Source organism: Micromonospora sp. B11E3, assembly GCF_039871625.1.
Classification (GTDB): Bacteria; Actinomycetota; Actinomycetes; order Mycobacteriales; family Micromonosporaceae; genus Micromonospora.
In genome coordinates, this window is record NZ_JBDPMC010000002.1 from 80,650 (window position 1) to 100,695 (window position 20,046).

General features: G+C 73.7%; 20 protein-coding genes and 2 pseudogenes. 6 read left to right on the forward strand and 16 right to left on the reverse strand.

Annotated elements, in window-relative coordinates; translation table 11 throughout:
* The first annotated feature begins 164 nt into the window (after nucleotides 1–164).
* Nucleotides 165–1,451, forward strand: coding sequence for an aspartate--tRNA(Asn) ligase (aspS, locus tag ABGB16_RS01605; protein WP_347666129.1), 1,287 nt, complete (start codon nucleotides 165–167; stop codon nucleotides 1,449–1,451).
* A gap of 154 nt (nucleotides 1,452–1,605) precedes the next feature.
* Here the strand turns inward: aspS and ABGB16_RS01610 are convergent.
* The 3 genes and pseudogenes from ABGB16_RS01610 to ABGB16_RS01620 all read right to left on the reverse strand — a co-directional run.
* Nucleotides 1,606–1,692: pseudogene (locus ABGB16_RS01610) on the reverse strand (VOC family protein); the annotation flags it as partial.
* A 24-nt stretch (nucleotides 1,693–1,716) separates the two neighbouring features.
* On the reverse strand, nucleotides 1,717–2,364 hold the full coding sequence (gene lipB / locus ABGB16_RS01615) for a lipoyl(octanoyl) transferase LipB (protein WP_347666130.1): 648 nt from the start codon (nucleotides 2,362–2,364) through the stop codon (nucleotides 1,717–1,719).
* A 90-nt stretch (nucleotides 2,365–2,454) separates the two neighbouring features.
* Nucleotides 2,455–4,275 carry a DUF2079 domain-containing protein gene (locus ABGB16_RS01620; RefSeq protein ID WP_347666131.1) on the reverse strand — a complete coding sequence of 607 codons (1,821 nt, stop codon included), beginning with the start codon at nucleotides 4,273–4,275 and terminating at the stop codon, nucleotides 2,455–2,457.
* A 185-nt stretch (nucleotides 4,276–4,460) separates the two neighbouring features.
* Here ABGB16_RS01620 and ABGB16_RS01625 point away from each other — a divergent pair, with 185 nt between their 5' ends.
* Complete coding sequence (locus tag ABGB16_RS01625; RefSeq protein ID WP_347666132.1) at nucleotides 4,461–5,648, forward strand: PHB depolymerase family esterase; 1,188 nt, start codon at nucleotides 4,461–4,463, stop codon at nucleotides 5,646–5,648.
* Between the two features lie 46 nt (nucleotides 5,649–5,694).
* Here the strand turns inward: ABGB16_RS01625 and ABGB16_RS01630 are convergent, their stop codons facing one another.
* The gene (locus tag ABGB16_RS01630) at nucleotides 5,695–6,594 is read right to left on the reverse strand and encodes a TIGR01777 family oxidoreductase (RefSeq protein WP_347666133.1); all 900 of its coding nucleotides are present in this window, start codon (nucleotides 6,592–6,594) and stop codon (nucleotides 5,695–5,697) included.
* Nucleotides 6,595–6,864: 270 nt separating this feature from the next.
* Between ABGB16_RS01630 and ABGB16_RS01635 the strand changes: the two genes are divergently transcribed.
* Nucleotides 6,865–7,458, forward strand: coding sequence for a hypothetical protein (locus ABGB16_RS01635; RefSeq protein WP_347666134.1), 594 nt, complete (start codon nucleotides 6,865–6,867; stop codon nucleotides 7,456–7,458).
* On the opposite strand, the gene ABGB16_RS01640 is transcribed toward ABGB16_RS01635, so the two are convergent.
* Together ABGB16_RS01640 and ABGB16_RS01645 are read right to left on the reverse strand one after the other, a co-directional pair.
* Nucleotides 7,379–7,747 (reverse strand): hypothetical protein, encoded by a 369-nt coding sequence (locus ABGB16_RS01640; RefSeq protein WP_347666248.1) that lies wholly within the window; start codon nucleotides 7,745–7,747, stop codon nucleotides 7,379–7,381. The two genes, ABGB16_RS01635 and ABGB16_RS01640, sit on opposite strands and share 80 nt — an antisense overlap.
* Nucleotides 7,741–7,878 (reverse strand): hypothetical protein, encoded by a 138-nt coding sequence (locus tag ABGB16_RS01645; protein ID WP_347666135.1) that lies wholly within the window; start codon nucleotides 7,876–7,878, stop codon nucleotides 7,741–7,743. Before ABGB16_RS01645 ends, ABGB16_RS01640 begins: the two co-directional genes overlap by 7 nt.
* A gap of 71 nt (nucleotides 7,879–7,949) precedes the next feature.
* Here ABGB16_RS01645 and ABGB16_RS01650 point away from each other — a divergent pair.
* Nucleotides 7,950–8,054 (forward strand): annotated as a pseudogene (locus ABGB16_RS01650) (GntR family transcriptional regulator); the annotation flags it as partial.
* A 46-nt stretch (nucleotides 8,055–8,100) separates the two neighbouring features.
* Here ABGB16_RS01650 and ABGB16_RS01655 read toward each other — a convergent pair.
* From ABGB16_RS01655 to ABGB16_RS01680, 6 genes are all read right to left on the reverse strand, one after another.
* Complete coding sequence (locus ABGB16_RS01655; protein ID WP_347666136.1) at nucleotides 8,101–8,496, reverse strand: hypothetical protein; 396 nt, start codon at nucleotides 8,494–8,496, stop codon at nucleotides 8,101–8,103.
* Nucleotides 8,493–8,801, reverse strand: a complete 309-nt coding sequence (locus ABGB16_RS01660) for a hypothetical protein (protein WP_347666137.1) — start codon at nucleotides 8,799–8,801, stop codon at nucleotides 8,493–8,495. The genes ABGB16_RS01655 and ABGB16_RS01660 overlap by 4 nt, the downstream gene beginning before the upstream one ends.
* Nucleotides 8,802–9,035: 234 nt before the next feature.
* A complete protein-coding gene (locus ABGB16_RS01665) occupies nucleotides 9,036–9,488 on the reverse strand; it encodes a type II toxin-antitoxin system VapC family toxin (protein WP_347666138.1) in 453 nt (150 codons plus the stop codon).
* Nucleotides 9,478–9,747 (reverse strand): type II toxin-antitoxin system prevent-host-death family antitoxin, encoded by a 270-nt coding sequence (locus tag ABGB16_RS01670; protein ID WP_347666139.1) that lies wholly within the window; start codon nucleotides 9,745–9,747, stop codon nucleotides 9,478–9,480. The genes ABGB16_RS01665 and ABGB16_RS01670 overlap by 11 nt, the downstream gene beginning before the upstream one ends.
* Nucleotides 9,748–9,768: 21 nt before the next feature.
* A complete protein-coding gene (locus ABGB16_RS01675) occupies nucleotides 9,769–10,716 on the reverse strand; it encodes a TIGR03621 family F420-dependent LLM class oxidoreductase (protein WP_347666140.1) in 948 nt (315 codons plus the stop codon).
* Nucleotides 10,717–11,132: 416 nt separating this feature from the next.
* Complete coding sequence (locus ABGB16_RS01680) at nucleotides 11,133–12,515, reverse strand: hypothetical protein (protein WP_347666141.1); 1,383 nt, start codon at nucleotides 12,513–12,515, stop codon at nucleotides 11,133–11,135.
* A gap of 284 nt (nucleotides 12,516–12,799) precedes the next feature.
* On the opposite strand from ABGB16_RS01680, the gene ABGB16_RS01685 reads away from it, so the two are divergent.
* Nucleotides 12,800–14,185, forward strand: a complete 1,386-nt coding sequence (locus ABGB16_RS01685) for a vanadium-dependent haloperoxidase (RefSeq protein WP_347666142.1) — start codon at nucleotides 12,800–12,802, stop codon at nucleotides 14,183–14,185.
* Here the strand turns inward: ABGB16_RS01685 and ABGB16_RS01690 are convergent.
* The 4 genes from ABGB16_RS01690 to lpdA form a co-directional block, all read right to left on the reverse strand.
* Nucleotides 14,172–14,528 (reverse strand): hypothetical protein, encoded by a 357-nt coding sequence (locus ABGB16_RS01690; RefSeq protein ID WP_347666143.1) that lies wholly within the window; start codon nucleotides 14,526–14,528, stop codon nucleotides 14,172–14,174. The genes ABGB16_RS01685 and ABGB16_RS01690 overlap by 14 nt on opposite strands.
* A 76-nt stretch (nucleotides 14,529–14,604) precedes the next feature.
* Entirely contained in the window at nucleotides 14,605–15,987 is a 1,383-nt protein-coding gene (locus ABGB16_RS01695) for a low temperature requirement protein A (protein ID WP_347666144.1), read from the reverse strand.
* Between the two features lie 140 nt (nucleotides 15,988–16,127).
* On the reverse strand, nucleotides 16,128–18,029 hold the full coding sequence (gene sucB, locus ABGB16_RS01700) for a 2-oxoglutarate dehydrogenase, E2 component, dihydrolipoamide succinyltransferase (protein WP_347666145.1): 1,902 nt from the start codon (nucleotides 18,027–18,029) through the stop codon (nucleotides 16,128–16,130).
* 73 nt (nucleotides 18,030–18,102) lie between these two features.
* Nucleotides 18,103–19,494, reverse strand: a complete 1,392-nt coding sequence (gene lpdA / locus ABGB16_RS01705) for a dihydrolipoyl dehydrogenase (protein ID WP_347666146.1) — start codon at nucleotides 19,492–19,494, stop codon at nucleotides 18,103–18,105.
* Between the two features lie 177 nt (nucleotides 19,495–19,671).
* On the opposite strand from lpdA, the gene ABGB16_RS01710 reads away from it, so the two are divergent.
* Nucleotides 19,672–20,007: a hypothetical protein gene (locus ABGB16_RS01710; RefSeq protein ID WP_347666249.1), complete on the forward strand. Its 336-nt coding sequence runs from the start codon at nucleotides 19,672–19,674 to the stop codon at nucleotides 20,005–20,007.
* The last annotated feature ends 39 nt before the right edge of the window (nucleotides 20,008–20,046 follow it).

The window sequence follows — 20,046 nt, forward strand, 5'->3', positions numbered from 1 at the left end:
CGCTGGCCCCGGTCACCAGGCGACGAACGAGGCCCCCGCCCGCGCGGGGGCGAAGGTGTGGTGGCACCGCGAGGACCCGCTCGCCCACACCTCCCGGGGCTGAGGCGATGCTTCGCCGCCCACGGGTGGCGAAGGCGTTGCGATCGATCGAGGAGCAGCCCACGATGCTACGTACCCTCTCCACCCAGCTTCCCGCCCACGTCGGCGCGACCGTCCGGATCGCCGGCTGGGTGCACCGCCGCCGGCTGCTCAAGTCGGTGGCCTTCCTGATCGTGCGGGACGCCGCCGGCCTCGCCCAGGTGGTGGTCACCGACCCGGCCGTACGCGCCGCCGTCGACAAGCTCACCGAGGAGAGCGTCGTCGAGGTCACCGCCACGGTGGTCGCGAACGGGGCGGCCCCCGCCGGGGTCGAGCTGACCGAGCCCACCGTACGACCGCTCGGCCCGCCCGCCGTACCGCCGCCGTTCGACCTGTACCGGCCGGCGCTGACCGCGACCCTGCCCACCCAGCTCGACCACGCCCCGACCGCGCTGCGCCACCCGTCGCGGTCGGCCGCGCTGCGGGTCTCGGCGGCGAGCGTGGCCGGCTTCCGGGCCGCCCTGGACATCCGCGACTTCGTGGAGATCCACACTCCGAAGGTGGTCGCCTCGTCGACCGAGTCCGGCGCGAACGTCTTCGCGCTGGACTGGTTCGGCCGGCCCGCGTACCTGGCCCAGTCGCCGCAGTTCTACAAGCAGCTCATGGTCGGCGTCTTCGAGCGGGTGTACGAGGTCGGGCCGGTGTTCCGGGCCGAGCCGCACGACACCGTCCGGCACCTGGCCCAGTACACCTCCCTCGACGCCGAGCTGGGGTTCGTCACCGACCACCGCGACGTCATGGCCGTGCTGCGCGACACCCTCGCCGGGATGCTCGACGCGGTCGCCGACCGGGCCGGCGCCGCCCTGGCCACGCTCGGCGTGACGCCCCCGCCGGTGCCGGCGCAGATCCCGGCGGTGCACTTCACCGAGGCGCTGGCCATCGCCGGCGCGCCGGCCGACGAGCCGGACCTCGCCCCCGCCCACGAGCGGGCGCTGGGGGAGTGGGCCCGCCGGGAGCACGGCTCCGAGTTCGTCTTCGTCACCGGGTACCCGATGGCGAAGCGGCCCTTCTACACCCACCCGGACCCGGCGCGGCCGGCGTACTCGAACGGGTTCGACCTGCTGTTCCGCGGCGTGGAGCTGGTCACCGGCGGGCAGCGCCTGCACCGGTACGACGACTACCTGGCGGCCCTGGCGGCGCGCGGCGAGCCGGTCGAGCCGTACGCCGGCTACGTCGACGCGTTCCGGCACGGGATGCCGCCCCACGGCGGCTTCGCGATCGGCCTGGAACGCTTCGTCGCCCGCCTCACGGGCGCGACGAACGTCCGGGAGGTGACCGCCTTCCCCCGCGACCTGCACCGGCTGACCCCCTGAAACGGGTGATCACGCCCGCAGCTCCGGGTACCCCTCGTCGCCGAGCGGGCGGCGAGGGGCACCTGTGGGGAGTGGGGAGCTGCGGGACGAGCGAGCAGGTGCGGGCGACGGTCGGCGGGGACGGCGCGCGCCGGACGCCGGGCCGCCCGCGAGATCAGGCCGGGCCGAGCAGGTCCCAGGCGTTGCCGGCGACGTCGCGGAAGACGGCCACCCGGCCGTACCGCTTCGGGCGGCCGTCGGTGGTCAGCGAAGGATCCGCACCCGGTCAGTCCCCGACCGTGACGAGGGTGGGAAGCCGCCGCTCGACCACCGGCAGCACGTCGGCGACCGTGACCGGGCGGCCCAGCTCGGCGGTGAGCGAGGTGACCCCGGCGTCCCGGATGCCGCAGGGCACGATCCGGTCGAAGTACGTCAGGTCGCAGTCGCAGTTGATCGAGAAGCCGTGCAGGGTGACCCCGCGGGCGACCCGGATGCCGATGGCGGCCACCTTGCGGGCCGGACCCCGGTCGTCCTCCGGCACCCAGACCCCGCTGCGCCCCTCGACCCGGCCGGCGGCCAGGCCGAACTCGGCGCAGACGTCGATCAGCAGCTGCTCGGTGCGGCGCACGTACGCGACCACGTCGACCGGGTCGGGCAGCCGCACGATCGGGTAGCCGACGAGCTGCCCCGGGCCGTGCCAGGTGATCTTGCCGCCCCGGTCGACGTCCACCACGGGGGTGCCGTCCATCGGCCGGTCCCACGGCTCGGTGCGCTTGCCGGCGGTGTAGACGCTCGGGTGCTCCAGCAGCAGCACGGTGTTCCCGCGCTCGCCGGCCACCACCGACTCGTGCAGTCGGCGCTGCTCGTCCCACGCGGCCTGGTAGTCGAGCACCCCGGCGCGGACGGCCGTGAGGCCCGGAATCGTCGTCGTCACGCCGACCAGCCTAGTCCCGTACCCGCCGGTCACCTCCCGTGAGCCGGCTCACGGCCGCGCTCACGGCCGCGCCTCCGCCGGCGGGACCCGTCACGCCGGCGGGGGCACCTTCCACAGCCAGACGTCGTCGACCCGCTCGGGGGGGCCGAGCAGGGCGGTGGCGGTGCGGCGCAGGGCGTCCTCGTCGACGTCGTACTTGGCGCCGTGCACCCGGTCGGGGAGGACCACCACCTCAACCTTCCAGTAGTGCAGGTCGGCCAGGGCTTCCCTGATGCTGCCCTCGGTGACGATCGGGACGAGGCCGTCCCGGCCGGCGGAGAACATCAGGCTGTCGAAGGTGCGGGGCACCGGGCCGATCCGGCCCCGGCCGTCCGGGCCGCCGGGTCCGAGGAAGAACCCGGCCGGGATGCGGAACTCGCCCTGCCGGTTGGCCAGCGCGTACGCCTGCCAGCGCTGCCCGTCCGGGGTGAGGTCGATGGTCACCGGCAGCGGGGTGAGTACCCCGCCCGGGGAGACGTACCGCTTCCAGGTGCCGGCCGTGATGAAGGCCGGCACCGGCTCGCGGACGCTGGTCAGCAGCGGCGTGGGCAGCAGGGGCAGCAGGGCGGCCGCGAAGCCGACGGCCCAGGCCGCCGCCGCGGCGCGGCGCCGGGGCGGCTGCGCGCGCAGCCGGTCGACGGCGTACGCCAGCAGCAGGCCGAGCACCACCGCCACTACCAGGGCGAACCGGGCCGGCAGGGCGGCGTTGACCACCGGCAGGTTGTCCAGCAGCCGGAACGGCAGCGAACGGTCGCTGCGCTGGCCGTCGAACTTCATCCGGGGCCCCCAGGAGAGCACCGCGAACACCACGGCGGTCACGGCGAGGCCCCAGACGGTGGCCCGGCGGGCGCGGTCCCGCCACCACAGGAAGCCGACGCAGGCGGCCGCGAGCAGCAGCAGCGGCACCCCGAAGAACGAGTTCTCCTCCGTGGGGTTCGGCGCCAGCGAGGTGCCGAGGCCCGCCTCGCCGGCGAGGGACCGGCGCGGGTACGCCCAGTACGCAGCGATGTCCTCGGAGTGCACGAGCGGGTCGAAGCCGGTGCCGTGGTACCGCTGCGGCCCGGCGAAGTGCAGCCACAGCGGGTATGCCAGCAGCACCCCGGCGGTCAGCGCGGTCACCGCGAGCCCGCGCAGGAAGGGGGGCAGCGCGGCCCGGGCCTGCGCCCGCCGGCTCGGGTGCAGCGCCCAGACGGCGAGGAACAGCGCCAGCGCGAGGGCGGTGAAGAACAGCCCCTCGGCGGCGACGGAGAACGCCACCGCGACGGCGACGCCCAGCAGGATCCCGTCGCGCAGCCAGTGCCCCGGGCGGCGCAGCGCGAACAGCCGCCAGGCCAGCAGCGGCACCAGCCAGCCGGCGGTCCAGTTCAGGTGGGCGTTGGCGTGCGACACCATGCCGGGGGAGTAGGCGATGAACAGCGCGCCGACCGCCGCCGCGAGCCGGCTGCGCACGAGGTGCCGGGAGAGCACCCAGTACCAGACCAGCGCGGTGGCCGCCAGGTTGAGGGTGAGGATCACCAGGAACGTCGCCGGGGGCCCGATCAGGTACGTCAGCGGCGCGAACACGGCCGCGTACACGGTGATCGAGGTGTTGACCGCGAGGTTCACCCCGTGCGGGACGTTGAGCAGGTACGTCAGCAGCGGGTTCTCCCCGTGCGTGAGCGCGTGCCCGCCGAAGGCGAGCAGCCACTCGAACAGCGCCTGGTCGCTGGAGTTGACGGTGATCGCCCGGTGGTTCGGGTCCCGCCACAGGCCGCTGGTCACCCAGACGGCGAGGCCGATCGCGAGCAGCGCGGCGATCAGGTCGGCGCGCCGGTCGCGCGCGGCGGCGGGGCCGGACGTCGGTCCGGTGGCCAGGGACGGGGAGGACGGCACGCAGCGGACGTTACCAACCGGACCTGGACACGCCGGTACGACACGGAAGCTGATCAGTCGACACCGGTACACTTCGGCGTGCGTCAATGTGTGATCGCCGGCCATGTCGGCGGCCGATAACACGGATGTAACGTCGCGGCAATTCGGACGTGACTCAGTTCACAATCCACCGTAGGAGGTGGCCCGTGCGCCGCTCCCCGTCCCCGCTCGCCCGGCTCGCCGCAGTCGCCGCCGGGATCACCCTCGCCGCGGCGGCCCTGGTCGCCGTCTCCGCGCCCGCCCAGGCCGCCAGCCTCACCCAGGTCACCGGCTTCGGCTCCAACCCCGGCAACCTGGCCATGTACGTCTACCGCCCCGACGGGCTGCCCGCCAACTCGCCCGCCGTGGTGCTGCTGCACGGCTGCTCCCAGAACGCGTCGACGTACTTCACCAACTCGGGCTGGCGGAAGTACGCGGACCAGTGGCAGTTCGCCCTGATCGTGGCCCAGCAGCCCTCGGCCAACAACTCCAGCTCCTGCTTCAACTGGTTCGAGACCGGCGACACCGCCCGGGGCCAGGGCGAGGCGCTGTCGATCAAGCAGATGGTCGACTACGGCAGGACCAACTACGGCCTCGACGCCGGCCGGATCTTCGTCAGCGGCCTCTCCGCGGGCGGGGCGATGAGCGCGGTCATGCTGGCCACGTACCCCGACGTCTTCGCCGCCGGCTCGGTCGTCGCCGGGCTGCCGTACCGCTGCGCCACCAGCTCGACCAGCGCGTTCTCCTGCATGAACCCGGGCGTCGACAAGACCCCCGCCGCGTGGGGCGACCTGGTCCGCAACGCGTACCCGGGGTACGCCGGCCGCCGCCCCCGGGTGGCGATCTGGCACGGCACGTCCGACTTCACGGTACGACCGATGAACGCCGTCGAGTCCCGCGACCAGTGGACCAACGTGCTGGGCGTGTCGCAGACCCCGACCAGCACGACCACGCTGCCCGCCGGCACCAGCCTGGAGGTGTACGGCAACGACGCCGTCCGCCTCTACCGGATCTCCGGGATGGGGCACGGCACCCCCGTCGACCCGGGCACGGGCGCCGACCAGTGCGGCACCGCCGCGGCGTACTTCCTGGACACCATCTGCTCGGCGTACCGGGACGCAATCTTCTTCGGCCTGGGCAGCGCCGCGCCGAGCCCGACGCCGACCACCTCGCCCACGCCGGCCCCGACCTGCGTCACCGCCAGCAACTACGCGCACGTCGTCGCGGGCCGCGCCTACCAGTCCGGCGGGTACGCGTACGCGCTCGGCAGCAACCAGAACATGGGCCTCTACAACACCTTCACGTCGACGACCCTGCGGCAGACCGGCCCGAGCTACTGGGTGATCGGCTGCTGAGACGCCGTGGCCGGGAGGGCCCCCTTTGCCGGGGCCCTCCCTTCGTTCACTCGGTCAGGGCGGCGTGCAACGCGCCCGGCAGGTCCTGGTGGCGGTAGGTGAAGCCGGCCCGGGTGAGGGCGCCGGGCAGCACCCGGGCGCTGGTCAGGGCCTCCTGGGCGAAGCCGCCGAGCGCGAGCCTCAGCGCCGGCGCGGGAATCGGGATGACCGCCGGGCGGTGCAGTTGGCGGGCCAGTTCCTTCGTGAACTCGGCGTTGGTGACCGGGTTCGGCCCGACGGCGTTCACCGGGCCCGCGACGTCGTCCCGCTCCAGCAGGAACGCGGCCACGCGCAGCCAGTCGGCCAACGAGATCCACGGCAGCCACTGCCGGCCGCTGCCGAGTCGCCCCGCGATCCCCAGCCGGAACGGCAGCAGCTGCGGCTTGAGCATCCCGCCGTCGCGGTGCAGCGGCAGCCCCGTGCGCAGCCGGACCACGCGTACGGCCGCGTCCTCGGCCGGGCGGGTGGCCGCCTCCCAGACCCGGCAGACGTCGGCCAGGAAGCCCTCGCCCGCCGGGGCGTCCTCGTAGACGACCCGGTCGCCGGTGTTGCCGTACCAGCCGACGGCGGAGGCGTTGAGCAGCACCGCCGGCCGGTCAGCCGCCGGCAGTTCGGCGATTCTGATCGCCAGGGTCGTCGTCGTGTCGACCCGGCTCGACCGGATCAGCCGCTTGTACCCGTCGTTCCACCGCCGGTCGCCGACGCCGGCGCCGGCCAGGTTGACCACCGCGTCGGCCTCGGCGACCGCCGCCGGGTCCAGCTCCGCGGCCGACGGGTTCCACTGCCGCTCGCCGGGGTTGCGCGCCGGCCGCCGGACCAGGCGGGTGACCTGGTGCCCGTCGGCGGTGAGCCGCTCGACCAACCGGGTGCCCAGGAAGCCGGACGCGCCGGCCATGAGGATGCGCATAGGCCCATCTTCGGGCACGCGGCCCCGGTCCATCCGGCGAGTGGCGTACGGAGCACGCGGGCACCTCCCGCCCACCGGGCTCGGCCCCTGTGGAGCTGCCCCGTCCGTGCGCCCGGGCGCCCCCGGCCGGTCGTGCGGGTTCCACGCCAGGACGACCCCGGTCGATCCGCTGGGGTATCGTGCCCCGGCGGTCGACATGAGAAGAGGGCACGGCGCATGACGGGGATGAGGACGGCGAACGCTCGGCGGCGCCTGGTGGGGGTTGTGGCGGTGGTCCTGGCCGGGCTCGTGACCGCGACCGGATGCACACGTCTCAGCGATGTCGCCGAGCGGGCGGCGGAGGCGATTCCCACGTCCTCTCCCGCCGCGATGCGCCTGACCAAGCCCGAGCTGTTGTGGGGACGCTGGCCCGAGTCGCTCGACCGGCGCCTGCACCTGCAGGCGCAGCAGGCCATGGGCGGCTTCAAGCAGCTGCTCGACGGGGAGCCGACGAGCGCAGTCGGGACCGCCTACACGCTGTCGGCCGAGGAGTACTCCGCGGAGCGCGGCGTGCACAGCCCGGACGGCCAGCGCGCGGTCCTGATCAGCGGGGTGTCCGGCAGAGTCGTCGCGCCCGAGGCGACCCTGGACACGGTGTTCGCGGGGCTGACGCGGTTGCGCGGGGTCACGCCGACCGAACCCGGCCCGCTGGGCGGCGTGGCTCGCTGCGGCGCCGGTGAGAACAAGGGCGTCCCCGTCGACGTCTGCGCCTGGGCGGACGGCCACACCATCGGGATGGTGATCTTCATCGGCTTTCCGCGGGCCCAGTCTCGGAGCGAGGACTTCCTGAAGACCCGGTCCCAGATGGAGCAGCCCGCGCGCTGACCACGAACCGATCCACCCGCGGCCCGTCTCGAGCCAAGCGGATGAGCGCCCAGCCCAGGAACCGGTCGAAGAGCTGGCGGGGTTCCGGTCCGTCGTGCGGGTTGAGTCGGTACAGCTCGTCGGCGGCGTCGTGGAGCTGCCCGCCGAGGTAGACGAGCAGGGCCACGCGGTCGTCGGCGTACTCGCGGAGGAGGGCGAGTCGGGCGGTGGCGCACGGCCAGGGTGCGGCGCAGGTGCGGCACAGCCACAGTGGCCGGATCGGCTGGTGCGGGCGGGGTGGGTTCACCAGCGCCCGCCGTTGGCCCGCCACATCTGCGCCGGGGTGAGCCGGCCGACCCGGCCGCCCTGCGGGTTGGCGCGGGTCGCCTCGTCCCACCAGCGGGTGTTGCGCGGCGGGGCGGTCCGGGCGCCTGGGCGCATGGACGGGGCAGCTCCACAGGTGCTGGGTTCGGTGGGGACGGGTGTGTGGCGGTCGGGGCAGGTGGTCCAGCTCGCAGACCGTCGTGCGACAGGCGATTCTTGTCCTTCAGACGCAGGGACTCGTCGAGGGTGTGCACGGCGTCGGCGTGTTCGTCGCCGAGCGATCGGAAGGCTAACCGGCGGTAGACCCGGCTTGTCGATCGCCTGCGGCCGGGAGGCCGGCTAATCGGGCAGGTGGATCACTGGCAGGTCGCCGTCCCCGTACCGCGCTTCCCCGCTCAGGATCGGAGCGTCGTGCTCCAGGCAGGCCATCACGGTGGTGGCCAGGTCGACGCGGCCGGTGAAAGCGTGCCAGTAGGTCAGTTCCTGCCACGACTCGCCGGAGGTGTGCAGCACGGCGCACGAGTTCAGGGCGAGCAATCGGCGCAGCGCGGCCCGGTCCTTCGGGTCGTCCACGAGCGCGAACGTCTCGGATACCGCGACGGCGGTCACGGCGAAGCGCACACCGTCGGCGATCACCTCGTGGAGCGTTTCACCGACGTGCACCGAGCCGGACAGGTACGCCAGCAGCGCGGACCGGTCCAGCACCAGCCGGACCGGCGGGGCCTCGCCGCTCACGCGGCCGGTGCCTGCGGGGTGCAGTCGGCCCCGTCGTGCAGGGCGCGCTGCACCCGCTCGCGTACGGCCTGGTATCGCTCGGACGGCCAGGCGGCGTCGATGGCGGCGCGCGCGGCCCTCGCGCTGGCCACACCCTCCTCGGTGACTTCGATCCCCTGATGGGCCAGCTCGGCGGCCAGGGCCTCCCGGCGCATCAGCGCGCGGGCGGCATCCACCAGGTAGGCGCTGGCGTTGGGCTCGCGCGCCAGGCGCTCGGCCACGTCCGGCGGTACGGAGATCGACAACTTCCTTACCGGGCTGGTCATACCGCAGAGGGTACGCCGGTGGCACCGGGCGCGCCGCCGATCCCGGTCGGCGTGTCCCGCTCCTAGCCCGTGACCAGTTCGAACTGCGAGTTCCCGGCGGGAACGACGACCGAACGCCAGCCGTCGCCCGAGGCAGGGGAGGAGGCGGGAACGCCGCCGAGGCGGACCAAGCTCAGACCCGGGATTTGAGCGATGCGCTGCGAGCGGTCGCCGACCGGCAGCCCGTCATCGATGCTACGGATGATCTTTCCCGGCCGCTGCCCCTCGGTTATCGGGCCGTTTGACCGCCTGTATCGTCAGCAGCTCGCTGAGCCCGATGAAGTCGTTCGGGTTGGTCGTGTAGAGGGGCAGGCCGTTGGCATAGGCGATCGACGCGATCATCAGGTCGGCAATGCGTCGGCGGGTACCGCGGCCGGAGGCCAGAACCGCGGCGGCGATGAGGCCGAATGCCCGTGCGGCCTCGGCGTCGAAAGGCAGTGGGTCGAAGGTCGCCTCCACGTGCTGCAGAACGCTCGTCCGCCGGGCGCGTTCACGGGGATCGTCCGTGTGGTGCGGGCCGGCAGACAGTTCGGCGAGTGTGACGGCAGTGATCACCATCTCGTCCGGTAGCTGAGCGGGTGCGAGGGCGGCGAGGTGGATGACGATGTTGGTGTCGATCAGGCCGCGCAGGGGAACGTCACCACTCACGATCGAACGGGTCCTGGTCGAAAGCATTGTCGACGTCAGCGCGGAACCTGACCGCATCCAGCACGGGAGAGGTGGCGAAAGCTGCCATGACCTCCGCTCTTGACACGAAGGTCCGCCGTCGGATCGGGATCAGTCGGCCGATCGGGGTGCCGTTCCGAGTGATCGTGAACGACTCGCCGCGCTCCACCCCACGCATGATCGCGCCGGAGTCGTTGCGCAGCTCACGCTGTGTGATCTCGCGGGAAGCGTGCTCAGCCATAGGGCCAGTCTACCGATTGTGCTACGAGGTGCTATGCGACGCACCGGCGGCGCCTGCCGACAGGCGGCGCAGCACCGGGGCGAGCGGGTCCAGCGCGTCGGTGCGTACCACGAAGCGGGTGATCCCCCAGCGGCGCTCGTGTTCCGCGACGGCCGCGACGATCTCGTCCTCGGTGCCGATCAGCACGAACGGCGCGGCCAGCAGCTCGGCGACGGTGAGGCCCATCTGCTCGGCCAGCTCCGCGGCGGCGGCCTCGGCGTCGTCGGTCACCACCACGCGCTGCACCAGCGCCTCCAGGGGCGGCGGCTCGGCCCGGCCGGCCGCCCCGGCGGCGACGCACGCGAGCTGCGCCTCGATCTGGTCGGCGCGCCAGCGCGCCTCGTGCATGTGGCCGTCGGCGAGCGTACGGCCGAAGCCGGCGAGCCCGACGATGTCGGCGTGCGCGCCGGCCCAGCGCAGCAGGGTCGAGTTGGACGTGCCGAGGGTCAGCGGGATGCGTTCCTGCACCGGCCGGGGCGACTCCAGTTTGGCCGCGTGCATGGTCAGGTCGGGGGAGTCCACGGTGACCTCCTCGCCGTCGAGCAGGGCCCGGACGGCCTCGGTGGCGGCGATGCAGCGGCGTACCCGGCCGGCGACGTCGGGGCGTTCCCGGCCGACGGCGCGCCACTCGGCCGGGGTGTGGCCGGCGCCGACGCCCAGCCGGGCCCGCCCGCCGGAGATCAGGTCGAGCGTGGCCACGTCGGTGGCCAGCAGCATGGGCTCGCGGACGCCGAGGTTCGACACGTTCGAGCCGAGCCCGATCGTCGAGGTGACGGATGCGGCGGCGGCCAGCGCGACGAACGGGTTTCCGCAGGATCCGGGGTGGTCGGCGGCGAGCAGGGCGTCGAAGCCGGCCGCCTCGGCGCGCCGGGCGAGGTCGAGCCAGCTTGCGGCGTCGGTGGGGGTGGACTGGAGGGAGAACGTCGCCATCGGCCCAGCCTCCGCTGTCGACGCCCGCCGGGCCAGCGCGCCGGGCCGATTTCTGCCCACCGCCGAATCTGCCCACCGCCGAATCTGCCGACGGCTGAATCCGCCGCCGGGGCTGCGTGCCGGCAGCCGGCACCTGTTCTGCTGCCTGTGGAGCTGCCCCGTCCATGCGCCCGCCTGCTGTCCCGGCCGTGGGTGCCCGGGCGCGCTGCCGTCGGGAGACGGGCCGTGGTCTTTGCCCCGTCTGTGCGGGCAGCTCCACAGGCGTCCGATCCCACCACTTCTTCCCGGCCGAGAGGGGCAGCACGCTCACGGGCAGGACGATGGTCGCCGGCCGGCCCGTGGGGCAAGGGCCCGCGGAAAGCAACGCGCACCCGCGCCGCGACGCCGCGACCGGCGGGGTCCCGCATCCCGTACCGTCACGCGTAGGCCGCGGTGGGGCACCCGTTCGACGTGGGGGCGGGACGGCCCTCCGGTGGGCTGGGCCGGGGGACCCGGCGGTGCGGGCTCTCCCGCGCCCGTTCCCGCGCCCACGCGTGGACCAGCGGGTTCATCCGGTACCCGTCTGAGCCCGTCGGGTCGATCAGGTGCACGGCGGCGAGCGCGTGCAACCGGCGGCGTGCCTCCGGCGGGGGCAGGCCGGCGCGGGCCGCGACCGTGCGGGCGGTGAAGGCGAGGCCCGCGGCCGCGACGGTCGGTAGCAACGCCCGCGCCGGCTCGTCGAGGGCGTGGTAGCTGGCGTCGAACGCGGCCCGCAGGTCGATCGCCGGGTCGCCGTGCGGGTCGAGGCCGTCCAGCGGCCCGGCGGCGTCGAGCAGGTCCGCGTACGCGCTGGCGTGCTGCTCCGGGCGGTCGGCGAGACCGACGGCGGCGACGCGCAGCGCCATGGGAAGCCCGCCGCAGTGGCCGGCCACCCGGGCCAGGGCAGCCGGCTCCCGCTGCGCCCGTGGCGCGCCCAGCATCGCGGCGAGCAGCGCCACCGCCTCCCGCTCGCCCAGGGCGGGCAGCCGGATCCGGTGACCTCCCTCGCGGGCGACCAGGCCGGAGAGCCGGCTGCGGCTGGTGACCACCGTCAGACAGTCCGGCCCGGCCGGCAGCAGCGGGGCCACCTGCGCGGCGTCGCGGGCGTCGTCGAGGACGACCAGCAGCCGCAGGGGGTACGCCAGCGAGCGGTACAGCGCGATCCGGTCGGCCGGATCGGCCGGAAGGTCCGCGGGCGGCACGCCGAGGAAGCGCAGCAGCCGGGCCAGCGCGGCGTGCGTGGCGGCGGCCGGCCGCCCGGCGAAGCCGTCCAGCTCGACGTGCAGCTGTCCGTCCGGGTAGTGCCGGGCGACCCGGTGCGCCCAGTGCACCGCGGTCGCCGTCTTGCCGGTGCCGGCGCCCCCGACGAGCAGGGCGAGCGCGGGCTGCCGCCGGTCGGCCTGCTCGCGCCGGACGGCGTCGAGCTGGTCCAGCATCCCCTGGCGGCCGACGAAGGGCGCCGCCGGCCGGGGCAGCAGGTGCGGCGTGGCCGCCCCGACCGGCCCGCCCTGCAGCGACCGCCAGGCCGCCTCCCACCGCGCCCGGTCGGCGTCGGTCGCCCCGCAGGCCCTGACGAAGCCGCGCACGGTCTCCAGCCGGGGCAGCCCGGCCCGCCGGGGACTCAGCGCGTCGGACAGGGTGCTGCTCGCCAGCCCGCTGCGCCGGTGCAGCTCCTGGAAGGACGGGTTGCCCGCCCACACCTTGAGTGACCGTAGCCGGTCGACGAACTCGGCCACGTTCCGCGCCGACCCGGGATCCGGCGGCGAGTCGTCCCAGACCATGTCTCCCCCCGTATCCGTGGTTGTCCGGACCGCCCCAATCTATCGGCACCAATCAATTTGTGTCACGAGGTGATCGCGTCGGGTTCGGTCGCGGTCGGCGGCGGAGCGGATGGCTCCGGGTGTCGGTGCGCCGGCGGATCGGCCGACTCCGGCCGGGTTTGGCCGAAACCATAGCCAGCGACCGTCATCGATCGGAATGATCACCGCGCCGGGGTCTCCGGCGGCGGGCCGACCGTCACGAGGGGTCGACGTCCCGCCTTCCCTGACGAAAGGTCTGCCCACCCATGCAGAGATCAGTCCGGCGCTGGCTCGTCGGCGCGCTCACCGCCGCGATGGCGTCGGCCGGCGCCGTCACCGTGACGCCGCCGCCCGCGTCCGCCGACCTGACCGCCACCGCCGACACCGTCTACTACTGGAACAGCGTCCTACAGGAGACGTTCCGGCGTCAGGGAGGCGGCCCCGGCCCCCTGGCCCGGGCCGCCGCGATCATGCACGCCGGCGTGCACGACGCGATCAACAGCGCCTGGTGGAGCACCCAGCAGGGAGTCGGAAACGGCTACCACAACTACGGGGTGGACTGGATCGTCGGTCCCCAGGTCGACGGCGACCTCGCCGCCGGGTACACCGCCCGCGACCTGCTTGTCGCGGCGCTGCCGGCGCAGGCCGCGTACGTCCAGCAGGCGTTCACCGACCGGTACGGCACCCGCAGCCAGACGGACGCGCGGCGGCTGGCCGACCTGGTGATCAACGGCGACAAGTACGACCGGGTCGGGGACGGCTCGGCCGACACCACGTCGTACACGCTGGACAACGTCCCCGGCGCGTGGCGGCCGACCGGCAACACCTGCCTCACCGCCGCCAACGCCGTCGACCCGCACTGGGGCGCCGTGAAGCCGTTCTCCCTGACCTCCGGCTCGCAGTTCCGCCGCAGCGGACCGGCCGGGTACACCTCCTACTCGGCCCTGCTGTCCAGCAGCGCGTACGCCACCCAGGTCAACGAGGTGAAGGCGCTGGGCCGCGCGACCGGCTCCACCCGCACCGCGGACCAGACCCAGGCCGCCTGGTTCTGGGCCAACGACCTGGACGGCACGTACAAGCCGCCGGGCCAGTACCTCGCCCTCACCGAGACGGTGTCCAGGGCGAGGCTCACCGAGGCCCGCCAGGTGGCGCGGCTGTTCGCGCGGGTCGGCCTGGCGATGGCGGACGCCAGCATCGCGGCCTGGGACGAGAAGTACCGGACGTCGCTCGACCTGTGGCGGCCCGAGACGGCCATCCAGTTGGCGGACACGGACAACAACCCGGCCACCGTGGCCGACCCCGCCTGGCGGCCGCTGTCGGCGGACCGGAGCAACGTCAGCTTCAGCCCGTGCTTCCCCGCCTGGGTGTCCGGCCACGCCACCATCGGCGCGGCGTGGGCCGGCATCATGCGCAGCACCTTCGGCGACGCGGTGTCGTTCGTCGGAAGGACGGAGGACCCGCACGCGGTCGGGGTGACCCGGTCCTTCACCAGCTTCACCCAGGCCGCCACCGAGAACGCCCGCAGCCGCATCTACCTCGGCGTCCACTACTCGTTCGACGGCGACGACGGCCAGGCCATCGGGTACGACGTGGCCAGCTGGGTCTACCCCCGACACTTCGGCACGTTCAACTGCCCCATCACCTGCTGGTGAGCCGACCCCCGGGCAGGACCGCCCCGCCGCGCAGGAAAGCCGCGCGGCGGGGCCGTGCCGCCCCGACCGGTCGGTCACCAGGCGGGCGCAGCTCGGGCGTCCGCTCGGCCAGCACCCGGAACGCGCCCGCGTCCTCGCCACCGTGGTGGCGGGTCAGGGCGGAACAGAAGACGAGGCAGTGCGCCCGCAGGCTGCGCAGCCGGCCGTCGGGTGGATCGGCGCCGGACTCCGGGCCGAGGCCCTCGCGGAGTCGGGTCAGCTCCTCGCGGAGCCAGGTGTGGATCTCGATCAGCTGGTGGCCGAGCGCCAGGAGGCGGTCGGCCGGCTCGGGGGAAGGGTGCACATCGGTCCCGTACGTCCCGCGCCTCCATGCCCTCGGCGGTCTCCTTGCCGGGTGCACCGCGACGCTGCCGCGGAGCCTACCCGCTGCGCCTCTCCTCCGTGGGGTCCGGCGGCTCTTCCGGCTCCTCCGGCGCCCCGGCCTTGTCGAGCTCGTCCTCGTGCCACCGGGCCCGCCAGGCGGCCTCGCGTGCCTCGTGGGTGGTGCGTTCGTGGAAGACCATCGCGTGCAGCGCCTGCCGGGCCTCGTTCATGGTCAGCACCTCGAGCACGCAGAGGCCCACGCAGATCCCGGTCGCCAGGCCGAGGGCGGCGAGCCCGGGCAGGTGCGGGGCGGCCGGGATGCCGGCGGCCAGCAGCGCGACCGTGCCGACCCGGGACCAGGACAGGGTGCGCAGCGTGCGGAGCTGGAACAGCATGTTCCCGCACAGGTAGCAGATCAGCCCGCCGTAGAGCAGATGCACGTCCGGGCCTCTCGCCACCCCGTAGAAGGGGGTATGTGGATCGGCGATGTCGTCCAGGATCCCCTCTGCGCCGAGGGAGAACAGGATGATCCCCGCGATCATCGGCAGGAAGAGGTAGGCGTGCCCGTCGCGGGCCATCGTCACCCGGGGGCGGCCCTGCGCGGCGTGCAGCGCGATCCGGGCGGCCGGCCCGATCATGTCGAAGTGGGCCCACCAGAGCGCCGCGGTGAGGAAGATGCCGAGGGCGGCGGCGACGACCGCCGGCCAGGTCGGCGCCTGGCCGAGGAGGTTGCTGCCGATGCCGAACGAGATGACCGACTCGCCCAGGGCGATGATGAGGATGAAGTCGTACCGTTCCGTCCAGTGCTCCGCCGACGGGACCGTCCAGCTCCGGGTGCCGCTGATGATTCCCGTGGAGTACTGGAGGAGCACTACGGACACCCAGAGGCCGTCCCGGACCCATGCTGCCCACTGGGGGTCGTCGATCCGGCCGGGGATCAGTGCCGCGGCGAGCAGCAGGAAGGTGCTCAGCACGAGCTCCGGCGCGAGCCGGGCGAGCTGCCGCCGGTCCGCCGGGTCGCGTCGCACGGCGTGCACGTACAGCAGCACGTGTGTGGTGCGCAGCACCACGTAGGCCAGCGCCACGACGATCGGCCCGGCGGCCCCCCCGTGCGGGTTCCCGAACGCCTGGGGCAGCCCCAGGGCGAAGCAGAACAGCGCGGCCATCGCGAGGATCATCAGCACCGGGACGAAGCCCGCGCCGAGCCGGATCCGGGTGGCCACGATGCTGTGGACCACCCAGGCCCACCACAGCACCGCCAGCACCAGCATGCCGCGCAGCAGCGACGTGCCGCTGATCTGGACGGCAGTGGCCCGGGTGATGATGAAGAAGGAGAAGACGAAGACCAGGTCGAAGAACACCTCGAACCGGTCGACGCGGGCGCCCGGGGCCACGGCCACGGCCGGCCCGAGCCGCCCGCGTCCCCGGTAGCCGCCCACCCGTCCACTCTGCCGAGCGGACGACGGGGCGGGTGCGGGTTCGACGGGAGTCCCCCCCGCGAGCGGGACCGGCGGGTGAAACGGCGCGGGGCGCCCCGGTCGGTGTGACCGGGGCGCCCCGCGTCCGGTGGCGCTGCGGGTTACAGGCCCAGCTCGGCCTCGAAGTTGCCGGCCTCCAGCCGCTCCTTGACCGCGACCAGGAAGCGGGCGGCGTCCGCGCCGTCGATGAGCCGGTGGTCGTACGACAGGGCCAGGTAGACCATCGAGCGGACCGCGATCACCTCGCCGAGCTCCGGGTCGTTCACCACGACCGGCCGCTTGACCACGGCGCCCGTGCCGAGCATCGCCGACTGCGGGCTCGGCACGATCGGGGTGTCGAAGAGGGCGCCCCGGCTGCCGGTGTTGGTCAGGGTGAAGGTCGCCCCGGCGATCTCGTCCGGGCTGATCTTGTTGGTGCGGGTGCGGTCCGCCAGGTCGGCGATCCGCTTGGCCAGCCCGCCCAGGTTGAGGTCGCCCGCGCTGTGGATCACCGGCACCATCAGGCCGCGCTCGGTGTCCACCGCGATGCCCAGGTGCTCGGCGTCCGGGTAGGTGATCGTGCCGGCGTCCAGATCCATGCTGGCGTTGACGATCGGGTACGCCTGCAGCGCCTCGACGGCCGCCAGGGCGAAGAACGGCAGGAACGACAGCTTCACGCCGTGCCGCTGCTGGAACGAGTCCTTGGCCCGCGCCCGCAGCTTGGCGACCTTGGTGACGTCCACCTCGACCACCGTGGTGAGCTGCGCCATCTCGTGCAGCGACTCCTGCATCCGCTTGGCGATGACCGCGCGGATCCGGGGCAGCTTCTCGGTGGTGCCGCGCTTCGCGCTCGGCTGGGGCTTCGCGGCCGGCTTGGCCGGGGCCGCCGCGGCGGCCGGCTGGGCGGCCGGTGCCGGCGCGGCCTTGGCGGCCTTGGCCCGCTCCGCCGCCTCCAGCACGTCCTGCTTGCGGATCCGGCCGCCGACGCCGGTGCCCCGCACGGCGGAGAGGTCCACGCCGTGCTCGCTGGCGAGCTTGCGTACCAGCGGGGTCACGTAGCCGGCCGCCTCCTCGCCGCCACCCTGCGCGGGCGCCGTGGGGCGCTGCGGGGCGGCGGTCGGCGCCGCCGGGGTCGCCTGCCGCTCGGCCTGCGCGGGCCGGGCCGCGGTTTCGGCCTCCGCCGCCGGCTCGTTGTACGACAGGCCCGGGGTCGGCTCCTCGACCTTCGGCGCCGGGGCCTCGGCCTTCGGCTCCGGCTTCGCCGCGGGCGGCTCCGGCGCGGCCGCGGCCTTCGGCTCGGGTGCCTCGGCCTTCGGCTCGGGCTTCGGCGCCGGGGCCTCCGCCTTCGGCTCGGGCTTCGGGGCCGGTTGCGCCGCCGGGGCGGCGCCGGCCGCGCCGACGACCGCCAGGTCGGCGCCCACGGCCGCGGTCTCGTCCTCGGCGACCTTGATCTCCAGCAGCGTGCCGGCGACCGGCGACGGGATCTCGGTGTCGACCTTGTCGGTGGAGACCTCGAGCAGCGGCTCGTCGACCTCGACGGTGTCGCCGACCTGCTTGAGCCAGCGGGTGACCGTACCCTCGGTGACGCTCTCGCCGAGGGCCGGCATCTTCACCGGGGTGCCCTGGCCCGACGGGGCCGCAGCGGCCGGGGCCGCAGCGGCCGGGGCCGCAGCGGCCGGGGCCGGCTCCTGCACGGCCGGCTGCTCCGCCTCGGCCTGCGGCTCGGCGGCGGCCTCGGCGGCCGGCTCCTCCTGCTGCGGGGCCGCGCCGCCGCCCGCCGACTCGCCCTCACCGGCGATGACCGCCAGCTCGCTGCCGACCTCGGCGGTCTCGTCCTCGCCCACCACGATCCGGCTCAGCACGCCCGCCGCCGGCGACGGGATCTCGGTGTCGACCTTGTCGGTGGAGACCTCGAGCAGCGGCTCGTCGACCTCGACGGTGTCACCCTCCTGCTTGAGCCAGCGGGTGACGGTGCCCTCGGTGACGCTCTCGCCGAGCCGAGGCATGGTGACCGATACCGGCATCTCTCTAAGACTCCTTCATTCCCTGGTGCATCTCGCCCGTCTGCCGCCGGACGCCGCGGGTATCAGTTCTCGATCAGGCGTGCGCGTGCAGCGGCTTGCCGGCGAGGGCCAGGTGCGCCTCGCCCAGGGCCTCGTTCTGCGTCGGGTGGGCGTGCACGAGCTGCGCCACCTCGGCCGGGTACGCCTCCCAGTTGTAGATGAGCTGCGCCTCGCCGATCAGCTCACCGACCCGGGCACCGACCATGTGCACGCCGACGACCGGGCCGTCCTCCACCCGGACCAGCTTCACGAAGCCGGTCGTCTTCAGGATCTGGCTCTTGCCGTTGCCGCCCAGGTTGTAGTTGTAGCTCTTGACCTTGTCGGCACCGTACTGCTCCTTGGCCTTCGCCTCGGTGAGGCCGACCGACGCCAGCTCCGGCTCGCAGTAGGTGACCCGCGGGATGCCGGCCTCGTCGATCACGGCCGGGTTGTTGCCGGCGATCTCCTCGGCGACGAAGATGCCCTGCTGGAAGCCGCGGTGGGCGAGCTGGAGGCCGGGCACGATGTCGCCGACGGCGTAGACGTTCGGCACGCCGGTGCGCAGCCGCTCGTCGGTCAGCACGTAGCCGCGGTCCATCTTCACGCCCTGCTCCTCGTACCCGAGGTTGGCCGTGTTCGGGCCGCGGCCGACGGCTACCAGCAGCAGCTCGGCCTCGACGGTCTCGCCCCCGGCGATGGTCACCCGCACGCCGCTGTCGGTCTTCTCGACCTTCTCGAACGGCTTGCCGACCTTGAAGTTGATCTTCCGCTTGCGGAACGCCCGCTCCAGCGCCTTCGACGACTCCTCGTCCTCGGCGGCCACCAGGCGGGGTAGCGCCTCGATGATGGTCACGTCGACGCCGAAGGACTTCCACACGCTGGCGAACTCGACGCCGATCACGCCGCCGCCGAGCACGATCGCGGAGGAGGGGACCCGGTCCAGCGTCAGCGCGTGGTCGCTGGTGATGACCCGCTCGCCGTCGACCTCCAGGCCGGGCAGGCTCTTCGCGTACGAGCCGGAGGCCAACACGACGTTGCGGCCGGTGTAGCGCCTGCCGTCGACCTCGACGGCGTTCGGGGCGACCAGCTTGCCGGCGCCGGCCACGAACGTGATGTTCTTGCTGCCGCCCACCAGGCCCTGCAGGCCCTTGTACAGGCGGGAGATCACCCCGTCCTTGTACGAGTTGACCGCCGCCATGTCGATGCCGACCAGCTCGGCCTTGACGCCGAACTGCTCCGACTCGCGGGTCTGGTCGGCGATCTCGGCGGCGTGCAGCAGCGCCTTCGTGGGGATGCAGCCGTTGTGCAGGCAGGTCCCGCCGAGCTTGCCCTTCTCGATCAGCGCGACCGACAGGCCCAGCTGGGCGGCACGCAGCGCGGTCGCGTAGCCGCCGCTACCACCTCCGAGGATGACGATGTCGAAGGTTGCGTCGTTCGGCTCGCTCACGTCCAACTCCCAGGTCGCGTCACTGCTCGGGGGTCACGGCGGGGTGTCAGGGACCGGCCCCACCTCGGTCATCTTGTCACCACCCCGCGCCGGACGCGTACTGAGGTGCCCAATGACACGTCTTGGACACGTACGCTTGCCATGCTCTTCGATGACAGGACATGGGGGGACGGGTCGGTGGCGCTGTTCCGACGACGACGCAAGCAGGCGCGCCCGGCGGGGGGTGGTGACCGGCCGGTCGACCGTGCCGACCTCGAACACCTCGAGAACTTCGTCCGGACCCGGCGGGGTGTCGAGGCGTACATCGAGCCGCGGACGACCGTCACCGAGACCACGGTCATCCTGATCGCCGACGACGGGGAGTGGACCCGCCGCCGCATCGACGGCCCGGAGGGCGCCCGCCGCTTCGCGCACCGGATGGCCATCCCGGTCTACGACGTCCGCCTGATGGGATACCCGCAGCGCATGCGCGACTACAACGAACGCCGCAAGCGCCGGCCCGAGCTGTACTGAATCCGCTCGCCGCCAGCCGGCAAGGAGCCCCCTGATATG

Excerpts from the sequence above, each read along its gene's own strand:
- aspS (WP_347666129.1), top strand. The coding sequence starts at position 165 with ATGCTACGTACCCTCTCCACCCAGCTTCCCGCCCACGTCGGCGCGACC.
- ABGB16_RS01630 (WP_347666133.1), bottom strand. The coding sequence starts at position 6,594 with ATGCGCATCCTCATGGCCGGCGCGTCCGGCTTCCTGGGCACCCGGTTG.
- ABGB16_RS01645 (WP_347666135.1), bottom strand. The coding sequence starts at position 7,878 with ATGCGCCCAGGCGCCCGGACCGCCCCGCCGCGCAACACCCGCTGGTGG.
- ABGB16_RS01660 (WP_347666137.1), bottom strand. The coding sequence starts at position 8,801 with ATGACCAGCCCGGTAAGGAAGTTGTCGATCTCCGTACCGCCGGACGTG.
- ABGB16_RS01670 (WP_347666139.1), bottom strand. The coding sequence starts at position 9,747 with ATGGCTGAGCACGCTTCCCGCGAGATCACACAGCGTGAGCTGCGCAAC.
- ABGB16_RS01675 (WP_347666140.1), bottom strand. The coding sequence starts at position 10,716 with ATGGCGACGTTCTCCCTCCAGTCCACCCCCACCGACGCCGCAAGCTGG.
- ABGB16_RS01680 (WP_347666141.1), bottom strand. The coding sequence starts at position 12,515 with ATGGTCTGGGACGACTCGCCGCCGGATCCCGGGTCGGCGCGGAACGTG.
- ABGB16_RS01685 (WP_347666142.1), top strand. The coding sequence starts at position 12,800 with ATGCAGAGATCAGTCCGGCGCTGGCTCGTCGGCGCGCTCACCGCCGCG.
- sucB (WP_347666145.1), bottom strand. The coding sequence starts at position 18,029 with ATGCCGGTATCGGTCACCATGCCTCGGCTCGGCGAGAGCGTCACCGAG.